Source organism: Anaerovorax odorimutans DSM 5092 (genome assembly GCF_000426305.1).
GTDB lineage: Bacteria > Bacillota > Clostridia > Peptostreptococcales > Anaerovoracaceae > Anaerovorax > Anaerovorax odorimutans.
The window spans coordinates 1-19299 of the sequence record NZ_AUFC01000041.1 but is presented as its reverse complement, the minus strand read 5'-3'; the positions used below and the strand labels follow the sequence as shown (position 1 = coordinate 19299).

The 19299-nt window shown below is 34.9% G+C and carries 16 protein-coding genes and 1 other annotated feature; all 16 genes read right to left on the bottom strand.

The annotated features are described in order from the left end of the window. Positions 1–1134: elongation factor Tu (gene tuf, locus K292_RS0112235; protein WP_027400068.1), on the bottom strand; the 1134-nt coding region annotated here is incomplete at its 3' end. A gap of 65 nt (positions 1135–1199) precedes the next feature. Beyond that, positions 1200–3263, bottom strand: a complete 2064-nt coding sequence (fusA, locus tag K292_RS0112230; protein ID WP_027400067.1) for an elongation factor G — start codon at positions 3261–3263, stop codon at positions 1200–1202. Between the two features lie 42 nt (positions 3264–3305). Then, positions 3306–3776: a 30S ribosomal protein S7 gene (gene rpsG / locus K292_RS0112225; protein ID WP_027400066.1), complete on the bottom strand. Its 471-nt coding sequence runs from the start codon at positions 3774–3776 to the stop codon at positions 3306–3308. 137 nt (positions 3777–3913) lie between these two features. Beyond that, positions 3914–4330 (bottom strand): 30S ribosomal protein S12, encoded by a 417-nt coding sequence (gene rpsL, locus K292_RS0112220; protein ID WP_027400065.1) that lies wholly within the window; start codon positions 4328–4330, stop codon positions 3914–3916. A 567-nt stretch (positions 4331–4897) separates the two neighbouring features. Next, positions 4898–8536: a DNA-directed RNA polymerase subunit beta' gene (gene rpoC / locus K292_RS17110; RefSeq protein ID WP_084146004.1), complete on the bottom strand. Its 3639-nt coding sequence runs from the start codon at positions 8534–8536 to the stop codon at positions 4898–4900. Positions 8537–8744: 208 nt separating this feature from the next. Next, on the bottom strand, positions 8745–12446 hold the full coding sequence (rpoB, locus tag K292_RS0112210; RefSeq protein ID WP_027400064.1) for a DNA-directed RNA polymerase subunit beta: 3702 nt from the start codon (positions 12444–12446) through the stop codon (positions 8745–8747). Between the two features lie 473 nt (positions 12447–12919). After that, on the bottom strand, positions 12920–13288 hold the full coding sequence (gene rplL, locus K292_RS0112205) for a 50S ribosomal protein L7/L12 (RefSeq protein ID WP_027400063.1): 369 nt from the start codon (positions 13286–13288) through the stop codon (positions 12920–12922). Positions 13289–13516: 228 nt separating this feature from the next. Then, the gene (gene rplJ / locus K292_RS0112200; protein WP_027400062.1) at positions 13517–14011 is read right to left on the bottom strand and encodes a 50S ribosomal protein L10; all 495 of its coding nucleotides are present in this window, start codon (positions 14009–14011) and stop codon (positions 13517–13519) included. 19 nt (positions 14012–14030) lie between these two features. Continuing rightward, positions 14031–14190 (bottom strand) — a sequence feature (ribosomal protein L10 leader region). A gap of 11 nt (positions 14191–14201) precedes the next feature. After that, positions 14202–14897, bottom strand: coding sequence for a 50S ribosomal protein L1 (gene rplA, locus K292_RS0112195; RefSeq protein ID WP_027400061.1), 696 nt, complete (start codon positions 14895–14897; stop codon positions 14202–14204). Positions 14898–14942: 45 nt separating this feature from the next. Continuing rightward, complete coding sequence (gene rplK, locus K292_RS0112190) at positions 14943–15368, bottom strand: 50S ribosomal protein L11 (protein WP_027400060.1); 426 nt, start codon at positions 15366–15368, stop codon at positions 14943–14945. A 39-nt stretch (positions 15369–15407) separates the two neighbouring features. Continuing rightward, positions 15408–15947, bottom strand: coding sequence for a transcription termination/antitermination protein NusG (gene nusG / locus K292_RS0112185; RefSeq protein WP_027400059.1), 540 nt, complete (start codon positions 15945–15947; stop codon positions 15408–15410). Between the two features lie 229 nt (positions 15948–16176). After that, positions 16177–16419, bottom strand: coding sequence for a preprotein translocase subunit SecE (secE, locus tag K292_RS0112180; RefSeq protein WP_027400058.1), 243 nt, complete (start codon positions 16417–16419; stop codon positions 16177–16179). 14 nt (positions 16420–16433) lie between these two features. Further along, a complete protein-coding gene (gene rpmG, locus K292_RS0112175) occupies positions 16434–16583 on the bottom strand; it encodes a 50S ribosomal protein L33 (protein ID WP_027400057.1) in 150 nt (49 codons plus the stop codon). Between the two features lie 265 nt (positions 16584–16848). Beyond that, a complete protein-coding gene (locus tag K292_RS0112170; protein ID WP_027400056.1) occupies positions 16849–17883 on the bottom strand; it encodes a DUF4179 domain-containing protein in 1035 nt (344 codons plus the stop codon). Then, positions 17880–18440, bottom strand: coding sequence for a sigma-70 family RNA polymerase sigma factor (locus K292_RS0112165; RefSeq protein WP_027400055.1), 561 nt, complete (start codon positions 18438–18440; stop codon positions 17880–17882). The genes K292_RS0112170 and K292_RS0112165 overlap by 4 nt, the downstream gene beginning before the upstream one ends. A 250-nt stretch (positions 18441–18690) precedes the next feature. Then, positions 18691–19161 carry an IS200/IS605 family transposase gene (gene tnpA, locus K292_RS0112160; protein ID WP_027400054.1) on the bottom strand — a complete coding sequence of 157 codons (471 nt, stop codon included), beginning with the start codon at positions 19159–19161 and terminating at the stop codon, positions 18691–18693. Positions 19162–19299: the final 138 nt, after the last annotated feature.

Below are 19299 nucleotides of genomic sequence, written 5' to 3'. Positions count from 1 at the left end.
AAATCTTAATCCTTCTTCGATTGCGATTGGTGTTATCAATGTAATTGTCATCTGTACGTTATCTCCAGGCATACACATTTCTGTTCCTTCTGGTAACTGTAAATCTCCTGTTACGTCTGTTGTTCTGAAGTAGAACTGTGGTCTGTATCCGTTAAAGAATGGTGTATGTCTTCCACCTTCTTCTTTCTTTAATACGTATACTTCTGAAGTAAACTTTGTATGTGGATGGATTGTTCCTATTTGTGCTAGTACCTGTCCTCTTTGAATCTCGTCTCTTTGTACTCCTCTTAGTAGTGCTCCAATGTTATCTCCTGCTTCTGCTTGATCCAAAAGCTTTCTGAACATTTCTACTCCTGTTACTACTACTTTTCTTGGTGCTTCCATCAATCCTACGATTTCTACTTCGTCTGATACTTTTAGGATTCCTCTTTCTACTCTTCCTGTTGCTACTGTTCCTCTTCCTGTTATTGAGAATACATCTTCTACTGGCATTAGGAATGGCTTATCTGTCGCTCTTACTGGTTCTGGAATATAGCTGTCTACTGCTTCGAACAATTCTATAATCTTATCTCCCCATGGGCCTGCTGGATCGTTTAATGCTTCCAATGCACTTCCTCTGATGATTGGTGTATCATCTCCTGGGAATTCATATACGTCTAATAATTCTCTTACTTCCATTTCTACTAAGTCAAGAAGTTCTTCGTCGTCTACCATATCACATTTGTTTAGGAATACGATGATATATGGTACTCCTACCTGTCTTGATAATAAGATATGCTCTCTTGTCTGTGGCATTGGTCCGTCTGTTGCTGCTACTACCAAGATCGCTCCGTCCATCTGTGCTGCTCCTGTAATCATGTTCTTTACATAGTCAGCATGTCCCGGGCAGTCTACGTGCGCATAGTGTCTGCTTGGTGTTTCATACTCTACGTGCGCTGTTGCTATTGTTATTCCTCTTTCTCTTTCTTCAGGTGCTTTATCGATTTGATCGAATGCTACCTTTTCTCCTAATTGATATCTCTGTTGTAATGTAGTTGTTATCGCTGCTGTAAGTGTTGTCTTACCATGGTCTACGTGACCAATTGTACCGATGTTTACATGCGGCTTATTTCTCTCAAATTTAGCTTTTGCCATTTTTTTAATCTCCTTTACTAAAGTAGGGTTTAGGACATACTTATGAGTATGTCCTTTTTATCTAATTATTTATTAATCTTTTCAATTAAAGAATCTGGTAATTTTTCAAAGTGATCCATTTGCATTACGTATACTCCACGACCTTGTGTCTTAGATCTAAGGTCTGTTGCATAACCAAACATTTCTGAAAGAGGTACAAATCCTCTTACTGCAACAGCTCCTGAATGCATATCTGATCCTTCAATTCTTCCTCTTCTTGAACTTATATCTCCGATTACATCTCCCATATAATCTTCAGGAACAGTAACCTCAACTTTAAAAATAGGTTCAAGTAAAACAGGTTTCGCTTTTTTAGCAGCTTCTCTAAATGCCATAGAGCCTGCAATCTTAAATGCCATTTCATTGGAGTCAACTTCATGATACGATCCATCATAAAGCTCAACTGAAACGTCTACTACCTGATAACCTGCAAGCGGACCATTTTGCATTGCTTCACGAATACCATCTTCAACCTTTGGAATGTATTCTTTTGGAATAGCACCACCAACAATTGAGTTTTTAAATTGGAAACCAGACCCTGGTTCTCCCGGTGCAACTTTAATTTTAACATGTCCGTATTGTCCACGACCACCGGATTGTTTTGCATATTTATGATCTACATCTGTAGGTACAGTTAATGTTTCTTTATATGAAACCTGAGGCTTACCAACATTTGCTTCTACTTTAAATTCACGTAAAAGTCTGTCTACAATAATTTCAAGGTGAAGTTCACCCATTCCTGCAATAATTGTCTGACCGGTCTCCTCATTTGTATAGGTTTTAAAAGTTGGATCTTCTTCTGCTAACTTAGCAAGTGCAATACCCATCTTTTCTTGACCTGCTTTAGTCTTTGGCTCAATAGCAATCTCTATTACAGGATCTGGGAATTCCATAGATTCTAGGATAATTTCATTCTTTTCATCACAAAGAGTATCTCCTGTAGTAGTATCCTTCAAACCTACTGCTGCAGCAATATCTCCAGAATACACTATTTCTAACTCTTCTCTCTTATTTGCATGCATCTGCAATATTCTTCCGAATCTTTCTTTCTTTCCCTTTGTTGAGTTATATACGTAAGAACCGGATGTAACAGTTCCCGAATATACTCTAAAGAATGCTAATTTACCAACAAATGGATCCGCCATAATTTTAAATGCAAGTGCTGAAAAAGGTCCTTTATCATCAGCAGGTCTTTCTGCTTCTGTTTCTGTTCCAGGAATGATACCCTTAATAGGAGGGATATCAAGTGGGGAAGGCATATATGCTACTACTGCGTCAAGCATCATCTGCACTCCCTTATTTTTATAAGCTGATCCGCATGTTACTGGAACCATTTTACCTGCAATTGTCATTTTTCTAATAGCTGCATTGATTTCACCTTCAGAAAGTTCTTCACCTTCTAAATATTTCATCAATAATTCTTCGTCAGTCTCTGCTACAGATTCTAGCAGATTGTGTCTCCACTCATCCGCTAAATCTTTTAATTCTTCCGGAATTTCAGTAATTTCTATTTCTTTACCCAAATCATCTTTATAGACTTCAGCTTCCATTTTAATTAAATCAATAATTCCGACAAAAGTATCCTCAGCGCCAATTGGCAATTGAATAGGAACTGCATTTGCTTTTAATCTATCTTTTACCATACTAACTACACGATAGAAGTCTGCTCCTAAAATATCCATCTTATTGACAAAAATCATTCTAGGAACACCGTACTTTTCAGCCTGTCTCCATACAGTTTCTGACTGAGGTTCTACTCCGCCTTTTGCGCAAAGTACTGTAACTGCTCCATCAAGAACACGAAGAGATCTTTCTACCTCAACGGTAAAGTCAACGTGTCCTGGTGTATCAATAATATTAATTCTTGTATCTTTCCATTGTGCTGTAGTGGCAGCCGAGGTAATAGTAATACCTCTTTCCTGTTCTTGTTCCATCCAGTCCATAGTTGCAGCGCCTTCATGAGTTTCGCCAATCTTGTGAGTCCTTCCTGTGTAGAACAAAATTCTTTCTGTTGTAGTGGTTTTTCCAGCATCTATATGTGCCATAATACCAATATTTCTTGTTTTCTCAAGTGGAAATTGTCTAGGCATACTAGAATCCTCCTTTCTGCTTTAATATAAACTCTCTCATAACTACCATCTGTAGTGTGCAAAAGCCTTATTTGCTTCTGCCATCTTATGAGTATCTTCTTTTTTCTTTACAGATGCTCCAGCATTATTGCTTGCATCTACTAATTCCTTGTATAATCTTTCTGACATGGTCTTTTCGCCTCTAGTTCTTGTGTATTTAGTAAGCCATCTAAGACCTAAAGTTTGGCGTCTGTCCGCTCTAACTTCCACTGGTACTTGATAGTTTGCACCACCTACACGTCTAGCTTTTACTTCTAAAACAGGCATAATATTATTCATAGCTTTTTCAAAAATTTCAAGTGGATCTTCACCTGTATTATTTTTTATCATGTCAAATGCATCATATACAATTGACTGTGCTACACCTTTTTTTCCATCTAACATAATGCTATTGATTAGCTTTGCAACAACAACACTTCCATAAACTGGATCAGGGAGCACTTCTCTTTTAGGTACGTTTCCTTTTCTTGGCACGTCTCTTCCCTCCTTACTTTCTACGCAATCTTATGATTATAATGCGCGACGATTCGGTACTCGATAGCATCAGATCTATCGCGGTGCCAATGATAAATAATTATATATATATCAAGGGCACATGTGAGTGTTCCCGATTATTTTGCTTTTGGTCTTTTTGCTCCGTATTTTGAGCGAGCCTGACTTCTATTTGCTACGCCGGCAGTATCAAGAGTTCCTCTTACGATATGATATCTTACACCAGGAAGGTCTTTTACTCTTCCGCCTCTGATTAGTACTACACTATGTTCCTGAAGATTATGACCAACACCAGGAATATAAGCAGTTACTTCGATACCGTTTGTTAGACGTACTCTGGCTACTTTTCTTAATGCTGAGTTTGGTTTTTTAGGTGTAACTGTCTTTACAGAAGTACATACGCCTCTCTTCTGTGGAGAATCCACATCTGTAGAAACTCTTCTAATTGAGTTTAAACTTTTTAATAGAGCAGGTGCTGTTGATTTCTTTTCAGCTCTTGTTCTTCCTTGTCTAACCAACTGATTAATAGTAGGCATTTAATTTCTCCTTTCTTCTGCTTGCATATCAAGCAAAAAAATAACTAATATATTTCAAACCAAATGGCTTAAAACTCTCTAAAAATTTTAAATTTCTTGTTGAAAAAATTGCTCAACTGAAAAATTTTGTCCAATCACAGATTGGGGAATTTCTGTATGGCACCTACGCTTCGCTTCGCTGTCCCATTTCCCATTACAGCTGAAGCTGTGGTAAATGGGCTCCTACTTAGAATTTACTTCGTAAATTTAGTTAGGTGCTCAACTGAAAAATTTAGTCCAATCATAGATTGGGAAATTTCTGTATGGCACCTACGCTTCGCTTCGCTGTCCCATTTCCCATTACAGCTGAAGCTGTGGTAAATGGGCTCCTACTTAGAATTTACTTCGTAAATTTAGTTAGGTGCTCAACTGAAAAATTTTGTCCAATCATAGATTGGGAAATTTCTGTATGGCACCTACTAAAATTTGCTCCGCAAATTAAGTTAGGTGCTCAAAACCAAAAATCAGTATATCACAAATGGCTGAATTATGTCAAACCATTTGTGTTTTATACTGGTGTTTTTATATTTATAGTTCTACTATATCTGAAATATCGCTTATTTGTGGCATTTCGGGCATATCTGACAGGGTTATTTTTCTTTCTTCATATGGTTCTTCTCCATATTCTTCTTCTTCTGATAATGGTTTAAATGACTCCATAAGGTCTGTGTTTTCTCCATAGTCGATTTCTACTGTCTTATATCTCTTCATACCTGTTCCTGCAGGAATTAGTTTACCAATGATTACATTTTCTTTAAGTCCAAGTAAATTATCAGTCTTGCCTTTTATTGCTGCATCTGTAAGAACTCTTGTTGTTTCTTGGAATGATGCAGCTGATAAGAATGAATTTGTAGCAAGGGAAGCTTTTGTAATTCCAAGAAGTACTCTTTTACCCTTTGCTTCTATTCCATCTTCACCAACCAGGCTGTTTGCTTCTTCTAATTCAAATTTACTGTATAGACCTCCCGGTAATAATGAAGTATCTCCTGCATCTTCAATTTTATACTTAGAAAGCATCTGGCTTACAATAACTTCAACGTGTTTATCATTAATATCTACACCTTGCATTTTATATACTCTTTGAACTTCCTTAAGAAGATATTGATATACCCCTTCAACTCCGTTCAATCTCAATATATCATGTGGATTTAATGGACCTCTTGTAATCTGATCTCCTGCGAGAACATAATCTCCTTCTTTTACATTTAATCTTGCACCATAAGGGATTACATAATCTCTTTCTTCTTCTCCACGGACTTTAACCTCAGTCTTATTATCTTTTCTTGATTCAATAGCAACAACTGTACCATCTGCTTCACAAATTTCTGCAAGTCCCTTTGGCTTTCTTGCTTCGAAAAGTTCTTCTACTCTAGGAAGACCGTGGGTAATATCTCCTCCGGCTACGCCTCCTGTATGGAATGTACGCATTGTCAACTGTGTCCCAGGCTCTCCAATTGATTGTGCAGCTGTTATACCTACTGCTTCTCCAATATTTACTTTACCACCTGTAGCAAGGTTTCTTCCATAGCACTTCGCACATATACCGCTCTTACTATGACACGTCATAACAGATCTGATTGCTACTGACTCTATGCCGCAATTTTCTATTTCTTCTGCTGCATCTTCTAAAATTTCTTCATTTTGCTTAACTATAATCTTTCCAGTCTGTGGATTGACTATATCTGTTAATGCTGTTCTTCCTATAATCCTTAACTTAAGTGGTTCTATAACTTCTTTACCATCCGCAAAAGCTTTAACTTCAATGCCCTCATCTGTTCCACAATCAATTTCTCTTACTATTACATTGTGGGAAACATCTACTAACCTTCTTGTTAGATATCCAGAATCGGCAGTTCTAAGCGCCGTATCTGCAAGTCCTTTTCTTGCTCCATTGGTTGATATGAAGTATTCCAGTACCGATAATCCTTCACGGAAGTTCGCTTTAATAGGAATTTCAATAGTTTTTCCTGTTGCATTAGCCATAAGTCCACGCATACCGCCAATCTGTCTGATTTGGTTTTTACTACCTCTGGCTCCTGAGTTAGCCATGATAAACAGATTGTTAAGAGTTCCAAGGGAATTCATTAAAGCATCTGCCACATCGTCTGTAGCCTGTGTCCAAGTTCGGCAAACTTGTTCGTATCTTTCTTCCTTAGACATTAAACCCCGTCTATATGCAGTTTCATATTTATTTACTTTTTCTTGTGCTACATCAATAATTTGCTTTTTTTCCTTTGGGATTTCCATATCAGAAATACTAATTGTAATAGCTGCAATAGTTGAATAATGGAAACCCATATCTTTTATGACATCTAACATAATAGCTGTCTGAGTATTCCCATGTACTCGATAGCATCTATCAATTATCTGCCCTAATTTTTTCTTATCACATAGGAAATCAATTTCAAGTGAATATTTATCAGCTTCTCTATCTACATAACCTAAATCCTGAGGTATATTTTCATTAAAAATAAATCTACCTACAGTTGATTCTATTAATTTTCCTCTTGTGTCGCCTTCTATAAATCTTCTGACTTTAACTTTTGCATGTATTCCTACAACATGGTTTCTGTATGCCATAAGCATTTCATCAAAATCAGTAAATACTTTTCCGTCTCCCTTTTCTGCATCTGTATTTCTATGTTCTTCACCAGGGTGAGTTAGATAATAGCTGCCTAAAATCATATCCTGAGTTGGCGTAGTAATAGGCGAACCATCTTTTGGTGCCAAAATGTTATTAACAGAAAGCATTAAAAATCTGGCTTCAGCTTGAGCTTCAACAGAAAGAGGTACATGAACCGCCATTTGGTCTCCATCAAAGTCAGCATTATAAGCTGTACATACAAGAGGATGAAGCTTAATTGCCTTACCTTCTACAAGAACCGGCTCAAAAGCCTGAATTCCAAGTCTATGCAACGTTGGAGCACGATTTAACAAAACCGGATGTTCTTTTATAACATCATCAAGGACATCCCAAACTTCTGCTCTTACCTTCTCAACCATTCTTTTTGCACTTTTAATATTATGTGCGTGACCGTTTTGAACTAATTTTTTCATAATAAACGGTTTAAATAATTCGAGTGCCATTTTTTTAGGAAGCCCGCACTGATAAAATTTCAATTCCGGTCCTACTACAATTACGGAACGACCTGAGTAATCAACACGTTTACCCAATAAATTTTGTCTAAATCTTCCCTGTTTACCCTTCAACATATCTGAAAGGGATTTTAAAGGTCTTGATCCCGGGCCTGTAACAGGTCTTCCTCTTCTGCCATTATCTATAAGTGCGTCTACTGCTTCTTGAAGCATCCTTTTTTCATTTCTTACAATAATATCAGGTGCTCCTAAATCAAGAAGTCTCTTTAATCTGTTATTTCTATTAATAACTCTTCTATATAAATCATTCAAATCGGAAGTAGCAAATCTTCCTCCATCCAGTTGAACCATAGGTCTTAAATCAGGAGGAATTACAGGAATTACTTCTAATATCATCCATTCAGGTTTATTATCTGATAATCGAAGGGCTTCTATTACTTCCAGTCTTCTAACAATTCTTATTTTTTTCTGTCCCGAAGCATCGGCTAATTTTTTTCTCATTTCTGTAGAAAGTTCCTCTAAGTCAATCTGACTGAGAAGTTCTTTAATTGCTTCTGCACCCATACCAGCTTTAAAGCCGGATCCAAAAGTTTCCTTTGCTTCTCTATACTGTTGCTCTGTAAGAATTTCTTTATATGCGAATCCTGAATTACCTGGATCTGTAACAATATACGCAGCAAAATAAAGTACTTTTTCCAAATTCCTTGGAGAAATATCAAGGACAAGTCCCATTCTGCTTGGAATTCCCTTAAAATACCAAATATGAGATACTGGAGCAGCAAGTTCAATATGCCCCATTCTTTCTCTTCTTACTTTTGCTTTTGTTACTTCAACTCCACAACGATCACATATTATACCTTTATATCTGATTCTCTTATATTTTCCGCAATGACATTCCCAGTCTTTCGTCGGTCCAAAAATTCTTTCACAAAACAGACCTTCTTTTTCCGGCTTTAATGTTCTATAATTAATTGTTTCCGGCTTTTTAACCTCACCCATTGACCAGTCTCTTATCTTTTCTGTAGATGCAAGACTTATCTTTAATGCCTCAAAATTGTTTAATTCGTACAAGGAGCTTCTCTCCCTTCCTATTTTAATCTTCTTTAAATAATAACTGAAAACTTTTAATAATCAAAGATTATTAATATAAACAGAACTTGTAAAGCTACAAAATATAATGTAATTGTTCAAAACTATACTAAAAATCAACGATTAGTAAAATATATAAACTTATTTATATCCCCAATTAATATCAGGTATATACTACGATCTGACAACTCTAATCAATTTCAGTAAAGTCTTCTTCAAAATCATCTTGTTCTGTATCAATGTCTATATCATCTAAGTCATCATTTCCCGAATACTCTGAAAAGCCAGTATCTCCATCAAAAATTTCTTCTTCATCAGCAATGTTTTCTATATCTATAACACCATCTGCAGTACTGGTTCCATCAAATTCAGGCGATTCCTTAATTTCAATTTCCTCATTATCATCAGTTAGAACCTTTACATCAAGTCCAAGGCTCTGCATTTCCTTAATCAATACTTTAAATGATTCAGGTATACCTGGCTCAGGTATATTCTCGCCTTTTACAATCGCTTCATAAGTTTTTACACGACCTACTACATCATCAGATTTTACAGTTAATATTTCTTGTAATGTATAGGCAGCTCCATATGCTTCTAATGCCCATACTTCCATTTCTCCGAATCTCTGTCCGCCAAATTGTGCTTTGCCGCCTAATGGCTGCTGAGTAACTAAGGAATAAGGTCCCGTACTTCTTGCATGTATCTTATCATCAACCAAATGATGCAGTTTCAGCATATACATATAACCTACAGTTACTGGATTATCAAATTGTTCTCCTGTTCTTCCATCTCTTAAAGTTAATTTTCCGCTTGTAGGGAAACCACATTCATCAAGAAGTTCAATAATATCTCTTTCATTTGCACCATCAAATACAGGAGTGGCAATATACCAATCTTTATAATCCGCTACAAGGCCAAGATGCACTTCAAGCACCTGTCCAACGTTCATACGTGAAGGTACGCCAAGTGGATTAAGCATAACCTGAAGTGGCACACCATTTTCCATGAAAGGCATATCTTCTTCCGGTAAAATTCTAGAAATTACACCTTTATTACCATGACGTCCAGCCATTTTATCTCCAACATTAATTTTCCTTTTAGTTGCAATATAGCATCTAACAAGCTTATTAACCCCCGGTGGAAGTTCATCGCCATTTTCTCTGCTAAAGATTTTTACGTCAACTACAATTCCAGTTTCTCCATGAGGCACTCTCAAAGAAGTATCTCTGACTTCTCTTGCTTTTTCTCCGAAAATAGCTCTTAACAGTCTTTCTTCCGCTGTTAGTTCAGTTTCTCCTTTAGGCGTAACTTTTCCAACTAATATATCTGAGGCTCTTACTTCTGCACCAATTCTAATAATACCTTCTTCATCCAAGTCTTTTAGGGCATCTTCACCGACATTCGGAATATCTCTTGTGATTTCTTCCGGCCCCAATTTAGTATCCCTTGCCTCTGCTTCATATTCCTCAATATGAAGTGAAGTTAACGCATCATCCATAATAAGTCTTTCATTTAGGATAATAGCATCTTCATAATTATAGCCTTCCCATGTCATAAATCCTATTAAAAGATTTTTACCAAGAGCAACTTCTCCAAGTTGTGTAGATGGACCATCTGCTATAACTTCACCTTTTTCAATAAATTCATTTTTATTTACTATAGGTCTTTGGTTTATGCAAGTTCCCTGATTTGATCTTTTAAATTTAAGCATGGTATATTCGTCAACGCCCTTGCCGTCAGCTCTTCTAATTTTTATTTTTCTAGCATCTACATATTCAACCGTACCTTCATTTTTCGCAAGAATAACTACTCCTGAATCTCTGGCTGCAGTATATTCCATTCCTGTTCCCACAATAGGAGCATCTGTTATCAATAGCGGTACTGCCTGACGCTGCATATTTGATCCCATCAAAGCACGATTGGCATCATCGTTTTCCAAAAACGGAATCATAGCAGTTGCTACAGATACAACTTGCTTTGGTGATACGTCCATATAATCAATTAATTCTCTAGGTACAAGGTCAATTTCTCCGCCTGCACCTCTTGATGCAACCCTTGCATTTACAAACCTTCCCTCTGAATCTAATGGTTCATTGGCCTGTGCTATAATAAGCATTTCTTCTTCATCTGCTGTTAAATATTCTATTTTTTCAGTTACTATACCTTTTTCCTTATCAACCAATCTATATGGCGCTTCAATAAAGCCATACTCATTAATTTTACCATAAGTAGTAAGAGATCCTATTAATCCAATATTTGGACCTTCAGGCGTCTCAATAGGACACATTCTTCCATAATGTGAATGATGTACATCACGAACTTCAAATCCCGCTCTTTCTCTTGAAAGTCCTCCAGGGCCCAGAGCAGAAAGTCTTCTTTTATGAGTTAATTCTGCTAAAGGATTGGTTTGATCCATAAATTGAGAAAGCTGAGAACTTCCAAAGAATTCTTTAATCGCTGCTGTAACAGGTCTTATATTCATAAGAGCTTGGGGTGTTGTAACCTCAATATCTTGAATTGTCATCCTCTCTTTAACAACTCTTTCCATACGGGAAAGTCCAATTCTAAATTGATTTTGAAGAAGTTCTCCAACAGTTCTTAATCTTCTGTTTCCTAAATGGTCAATATCATCTGTACTTCCTATTCCATGGCTTAAGTTTAAAATATAACTAACAGATGCTATAATATCATCAATAATAATATGTTTTGGATATAGGCTATTTCTGTTTTTATAAAGTGCATCTTTAATAGCTTCTTCGCCTTCATTATTATCTAAAATTTCTTTCAATACAGGATAATATACCTTATCTTGTATTTTTACATTATTTAAATCGAAGTCCAAATAAAAGGCAGGGTCTACAAAATTATTACCAATAACTTTTACAACCTGTCCTTCTTCGATTTTGCTGTAAGCCATAATATAATTAACGCCAGCATTTTCAATAAAAATCCCATCATCTCTGGAAATTTTTTTATCTTTTTCTACTATTATTTCCCCTGTATTCGGGTCTATAATATCTTCGGCTGCAACGCACCCAATAATTCTATTTGATAATCCTAATTTCTTATTATATTTATATCTTCCGACTTTAGCTAAATCATATCTCTTTGGATCAAAAAATAAAGAATCTAAAAGTGACTTTGCACTTTCCACAGTAGGAGGTTCTCCCGGTCTTAGCTTCTTATAGATTTCTTTTAATCCATCTTCATAATTCTTTGTTGAATCTTTCTCTAAAGTTTTTAGAAGTCTTTCATCTTCACCAAAAATATCTAAAATTTCTTGATCACTGCCAAAGCCTATTGCTCTAAGCAATGTAGTTACCGGCTGTTTTCTCGTACGATCAACTCTAACAGAAATAATTTCATTAGAGTCTGTCTCATACTCAAGCCAAGCACCCCTATTAGGAATAATAGTGGTTGAAAATAACTTGTTATTCGATTTATCTATTGTCACATCGTAATATGGTCCAGGGGAACGGACTAATTGAGTTACCACGACTCTCTCAGCACCATTATAAATAAAGGTTCCTTTTTCTGTCATCAGTGGAAAATCTCCCATGAAAACTTCTTGTTCCTTTACTTCTCCTGTTTCCTTATTAACCAACCTAACTTTTACCTTTAATGGAGCTGCATATGTTACGTCGCGTTCCTTACATTCTTCTTGACCGTACTTTGGTGGATCATTCAATGAATAATCAATAAATTCCAAAACTAAATTCCCTGCATAATCTTTGATTGGGGATATATCTTCAAAAACTTCTTTCAAGCCTTCTTTGATAAACCAATCATAGGATTCAGTTTGTATATGAATTAGATTTGGCATTTTAGCTACTTCATGAATTTTAGAGTAGCTCATTCTTTTTTTTCTACCTATTTTAACGGGCTCTGGCATATTCATCACTCCTTGCTAACAAAACAAAATACTTTGCGTGGCAATATACTATAATATCACAAGACTATCAAGTAGTCAAGAAAATATTAACAATTTTTTTTACAATATTTTTAATAAAGATAAATAAAATATGTCAATAATAATAAGTTAAAATAAAATATTATTATGTTAAATAATATAAGTACAGATTGTAAAAAATTAATATTTCAATTTGATTATTGGCAATTTTACACTGTAATAAACTACCAATGTATATAAGTTTTTAACTTTTTCAATATTACCATTTAAGATTTCATAAATTATATCTTTATGATACTTATTTTTGCAGTAATTTTTTTTAGTTTCACTTCGATGACCTTCTCAGTAATTTTTGAAACTTTGTCAATATTGAAAAATTATATTCCTATGTTATAAAAAGAAGATTCCATCAAGCATATCATTGATGGAATCCTTTTTATTAATTGAATTATTAATTATTTAAGTTCAACTGTAGCTCCAACTTCTTCTAATTGAGTTTTAAATGCTTCAGCTTCTGCTTTTTCAATACCTTCTTTAATGTTTGAAGGAGCACCATCTACCAATTCTTTAGCTTCTTTTAATCCTAAACCAGTTATTTCTCTAACTGCTTTGATAACTTTAATCTTTTCTCCGCCTGCTGCTGCTAGAACTACTGTGAATTCTGATTGTTCATCAGCTGCTTCACCTGCTGCTCCTGCTGCTCCTGCTACTGCTACTGGAGCTGCTGCTGATACTCCGAATTCTTCTTCACAAGCTTTAACTAATTCATTTAATTCTAAGATAGTCATACCTTTTATTGCTTCAATAATTTGATCTTTATTCATTTTTATTATCTCCTTTTTTTATTTTTACGTAAATTCAAATTACACTTTTCGTTTTACTTCTCGTAAGCTTAACGCTAATTTGTGAATTCCTGACGAAGCACTTTCCATACATTTGCTTATCATAGGTTGACAAGCGCACGCGCCGTAGAATTCTACAAATCAAAGAATTTGTGAATTCCTGACGAAGCACTTTCCATACATTTGTTTCACAAATGTGGACAAGTGCACTTATTCAGTTTTTGCATCTGCTACTGCTTGGAATGTACGAACTAATGCTCCAACTGGGGATTGAATACTTCCCATAAATTTAGCAATTAATTCGTCTCTTGATGGAAGTGCTGCAATTTTCTGTACTCCGTCTGCATCGTAGTAAGTTCCTTCAATTACACCTGCTTTAAATTCCATCTTTTTGTATTCTTTAATAATTCCATTAATAACTCTTGCTGGAGCAACTGCATCGTCGTAGCTAAATGCTACAGCACTTGGACCTGAAAGTACATCTTTTAAAACTTCATATTCTGTACCTTCAATAGCTCTGTTAATTAAAGTATTCTTATATACTTTATAGTCTACATTAGCTTCACGTAATTTTTTTCTCATTTCATCTGCTTCTGATACTGAAGTTCCAATGTAATCAATTACAACTGCAGACTGCGCTCTACTAAGTTTGTCTTTAATTTCATCAATTATTACTTGTTTCTGCTTTAAATGTTCTACTGACATTTTTTACTCCTTTCCGGTCTTTATTATAAAAAGACCTTTTCATCCGCAGATAAAAAGGTCACATACTCAGGCTATGCCTTGAAAGAGAAATCTATTTAAAGAAATACTCATGTATATAAAGACCTAGGTGGGATTTATGCATAGGCACCCACTGTCTACGGCTATTTTTCAATTTTAAAATTTAAATTAATTAACCTATTTTAATAGGGTTAACTTTGATTCCAGGACCCATAGTAGTTGTTACTGTTACGCTTTTTAAATATTGTCCTTTTGCTGCAGTTGGCTTAGCCTTTATAACGGCTTCCAATAATGCATTAAAGTTTTCTGTAAGCTTTTGTTCTCCAAATGAAGCTTTTCCAACTGGTGTATGGATAATATTTGTTTTATCAAGACGATATTCAACTTTACCAGCTTTAATCTCTTGAAGCGCTTTTTCAACATCCATTGTTACGGTTCCTGATTTAGGGTTTGGCATTAAACCTTTAGGTCCCAAAACTTTACCAAGTCTGCCGACAACACCCATCATATCCGGAGTAGCGACTACTACATCAAAGTCAAACCAATTTTCACTCTGAATTTTCTTTGCTAACTCTTCTGCACCTACATAATCTGCCCCTGCAGCTTCTGCTTCAGCAGCTTTAGGTCCTTTAGCAAAAACTAAAACTTTTTTAGTTTTCCCTGTACCATGTGGAAGCACAATTGCTCCTCTTACTTGTTGATCTGCATGTCTTGAATCTACGCCAAGTCTAATATGAACTTCTACAGTTTCATCGAACTTAGCTTTTGCTGTTTGTACTAATAATGCCATTGCATCTTTAACATCATATAATGTTGTTTTATCAACTAATTTAGCTGATTCAGTATAATTTTTACCTCTTTTAGGCATTTTTCTACCTCCTTGTGGTACTAACGGCGACAGCCTCCCACTTAATTATTCTTGAACTACTATTCCCATACTTCTTGCTGTACCTTTAATCATTTCAGTAGCACTGTCAATGTTTGCAGCATTTAAGTCTGGCATTTTTACTTTAGCGATTTCTCTAACCTGTTCAATAGTTAAAGTAGCAACCTTTTTCTTGTTAGGTTCGCCTGATGCTGTTTGAAGATTTGCTGCCTTCTTCAGCAATATTGCTGCCGGAGGAGTCTTCGTAATAAATGTGAATGATCTGTCAGAGTATACTGTAATTACTACTGGAATAATCATTCCTGCTTGATCAGATGTTTTTGCATTAAATTGTTTACAAAAATCCATAATATTTACACCTTTCTGACCAAGTGCTGGACCTACTGGAGGTGCTGGATTTGCATTTCCTGCAGGAATTTGAAGTTTAATCAATCCTTCTACTTTCTTTGCCATGTCTATTATCTCCTTTCTCTGCCCAAGACAGTTATTTTATTAAATTTTTTCAACCTGCCCAAATTCTAATTCCACAGGTGTATCTCTTCCAAACATTGAAATTTTTACTTTAAGAATCTGCTTGTCCATATGAACTTCTTCAACAATACCCATAAAGTTTTCAAATGGACCGTTAATTACTTTAACATTATCTCCAACGGCTATATCAAGCTCAACGTAAACCTTTTCAATTCCCATTCTTCTAACTTCTTCATTAGTAAGAGGAATCGGTTCAGACCCATGCCCTACAAATCCTGTAACACCTTGCGTATTTCTTACAAGATACCAAGACTCATTTGTTACAATCATCTTAACAATTACATATCCCGGAAACATTTTTCTTGTCTTAACTTTACGTTGACCATTTTTCATTTCCACAATATCTTCCGTAGGAACTATAATATCAAGAATTAAGTCTTGCATTCCCCTATTCTCAACTATTTTCTCTATATTTACCTTAACCTTATTTTCATGTCCGGAATAAGTATGAACAACATACCACCTAGCTTTTGTTTCCGGATCTTCATAAGCGGCATCCATATTTATGGATGTATTTCTTTCAGAAAATACCTTCTTAACATCTACTTCAGTTTCATCCTTTTTTTCTTCTTCATTTAAAATTTCTTCAGAAGTTTCATCCAGGACTTCTTCTTCAAGCATTTCTTCGTCATAATTTTCATCTATTAAATCTTCGTCAAGGTCAAATTCTTCTTCCAAATCTTCGAACTCAAAGTTCTTTTTAATCTTGGCCATTTGCACCCTTCCTTTACTAGAAACTAATATTCAAAACAACTTTTAAAGCAGCTAGGAATGCAGAATCTACTGCCCATATGCCCACACCAAAAATTGCGCAAGTAAAGATTACAACACCAGTGTAAGATACAAGCTCTTTCTTAGTAGGCCATATTACTTTTTTAGTTTCAGTTTTTATTCCTTTAAAATAATCTCTTAATGAAACTTTAGGTTTCTGGTTTGCTGCTACCCCCGGTTTATTTTTTTTAACCTTTTCCATTTTACTCACATCCCTTATTTTGTTTCTTTGTGAAGTGTTTGTTTCTTGCAGAACTTACAATATTTACTGAATTCAATACGATCAGGATCATTCTTTTTATTCTTAGTAGTATTATAGTTTCTCTGCTTGCATTCTTGGCATGCTAGTGTTACTTTTACTCTCATGATTATCCTCCGTTTCAATCTAAAATTCAGAGCTTAAACAAAAGCTCCGTTTTTTATATTAATATTTCATTGTTAAATGACATAAATATACGATTTTATCATCATAAAGTCGCTTATTAAGGATATCACTTGCATTTGTCTATGTCAAGATTTTTTTCAATATTTATTATAAAATGCCGAGCAATATACTTATGATTGTACCATAAATATACTCACCCGGCAAATTTTATATTTTTTAATATAATTCCTTTAATTATTTCTTATTTTATAATAAGTTTATGGTAAAAGCATCTCCTATTTGTACAAATTCATTATTCATCTTTCCACTCTTTTCAGGCATTTTTGCTGCATAAGGTTTTAACGTTATTGAATCTGCGTCTTCTGATATATTTCCAGTAATGGAATCTATATTAAGTCTTCCCGATTTTTCATCTCCTTTTATATAACTCACATCGAATTCAACTTCGTTTCCTAGATTATCTGTTCCTTCAAGCTTCAGATCATACATAGGATCCTTTTTAACATCCCAATCCTTTAGTTTAAAATATATTTTTTGACCTAAATCATTTGATGAATATTCTGTTAAAATAACTTGGCTTCCATTTGGAAGGTTAAAGCTTTTATTTAGAGAGATGCGAGTTGTATTTTCAGACAACTTAGCCCCATCAGCCTCAAAATGAAAATCCCATTTCCCCTTAATCTCCTGTTGGTCTACAAATATACTATCGTAAATAATTTCAATATCAAGTTTTCCATTAGTATTTACACCTTCCAGTTCATAAGCTATAAGCGATTCTTCAGTATACTCATCAACTATTCTGCTGCTTCCTCCTCCTGCTACAGAAGCTCTTTTGCCATTTACATAAATATCCGCTATTTTACTAATTCCTCTTTGAGAAAGCTTCTTATCAGACTTTGCAGAAGATGATACTACAAGTTGATTATCATCAAGAATAACCTCATTTAAAGTAATAGTATAACCTTTATTTGTCTTTGAAGTTCCGATCACAGTTGTATAATCTTGCAAATTTTTTTCTATACCCAAAAAATTACCGATTTGCCATGCTACATTTCTAGCAGCAGCATATGCAGTATCATTAAACCCTATAGTTCCTGTGGCAATTATAAGTGCCACAATACAAGCCGCTGCCACTTTATATTTTTTTCTCTTATTTTTATCACCGTTCATTTGCTTTATCCCCCTTATCATTTTTCTTTTTTCCATATCTGTTAGTTCTTCTTTATTATAATCATCAAGATTAATCTCTACATTATTTAATAATGAATATAATTTTTTCATAAATTATTTCCCCTCCCTGTTGCGGTTAAATGGTCTCGCAGCTTCTTCTTTCCTCTTGAAACATGATTATAGATTGCTGACTCCTTCATATCCATAGATTTTGATATGGATTTTACAGACTCACCTTTCCAAAACAGCTTCTCAAAAATCCTTCTGTCATTGGAGCTTAAACAAGACAGCATTTCTTCCATATTTTCTAAAATTTCCTGTTTTAACAAAATGTAAGAACTTTGTGTGTCCTCAATGTCTTCTGCCTTTTCCAAGGATTCTTCTTTTACATTTTTTAAGTATTTTCTTTTACAGTCAATGGCTTTATACCTGCTTACTCCTGCCAACCAATTTTTAAAACTATTTTTATTTATATCAAAAGTATCTATATTCTCCCATACAGCAAGTAATACATCATTTAAACATTCATCCAACAAATCATCTTTTTTATACAAATACTTTTTTGCCACTGTTTTTATTACCCATCCGTATTGATTAATAATAAATTCCAAAGCCCTTTCATTCCCAAGCTTTAACTGTTTTATAAAATTTTCTTCTGTGATTTTCAAACTTCCCCTCCTTTCTCCGATCTAAAAATAATCAATATATTTCAAGTCAGATCTTTTATTTTGTAAGGCCTTTACATATATTAATTCGTTAACCTGCTATATTTTTCTATCAGCTTATCAAAACCACTAGTTGAACTAGTGGTATGTACCAGCCCTATAAGGGCATGTTACTAGCAACGCCTTAAGACGTACTGGAAGTCCCGCCAACCGCATGATTTTTCAGGCTACGCCTAAAGGCGTTTTCTTTTGCCTACTTATTCTGGCTACCCGTAAACGGGTCAATATATTCTTTCATGCTTATTTGGTCATTTGCGATGTCTTCCTGTAATTGATTCCTTATATACTCGGCAATCGCATTCTTATTTCTCCCAACTGTATCAACATAGTATCCACGACACCAAAAATGACGATTTCCATATTTGTATTTCAAATTCGCATACTTGTCAAAAATCATGAGTGAACTTTTTCCTTTGAGATATCCTACAAAGGCTGCAACGCTTAATTTAGGTGGTATTGCTACAAGCATATGTATATGATCTGGACAAAGCTCTGCCTCAATTATTTCTACGTCCTTTTGCTGACACAAATTTCTAAGTATTTTTCCAATGTCTGCTTTTATTTTTCCGTAGATTTCTTGTCTACGATATTTCGGAGAAAATACTATGTGATACTGGCATCTCCATTTGGAATGTGATAAACTTTGTATATCTTTATTATTCATTTGTTAATATCCTCCTGTGAATTTGATAACTTGCGGTTGGGGAACCACATTTATCTTATCACGGGAGGTTTATTACTTGAAGCTAAAGCTTCTTATTCCACTAGCATAGCTAGTGGATTTTTTACGCTAAAGCAAACA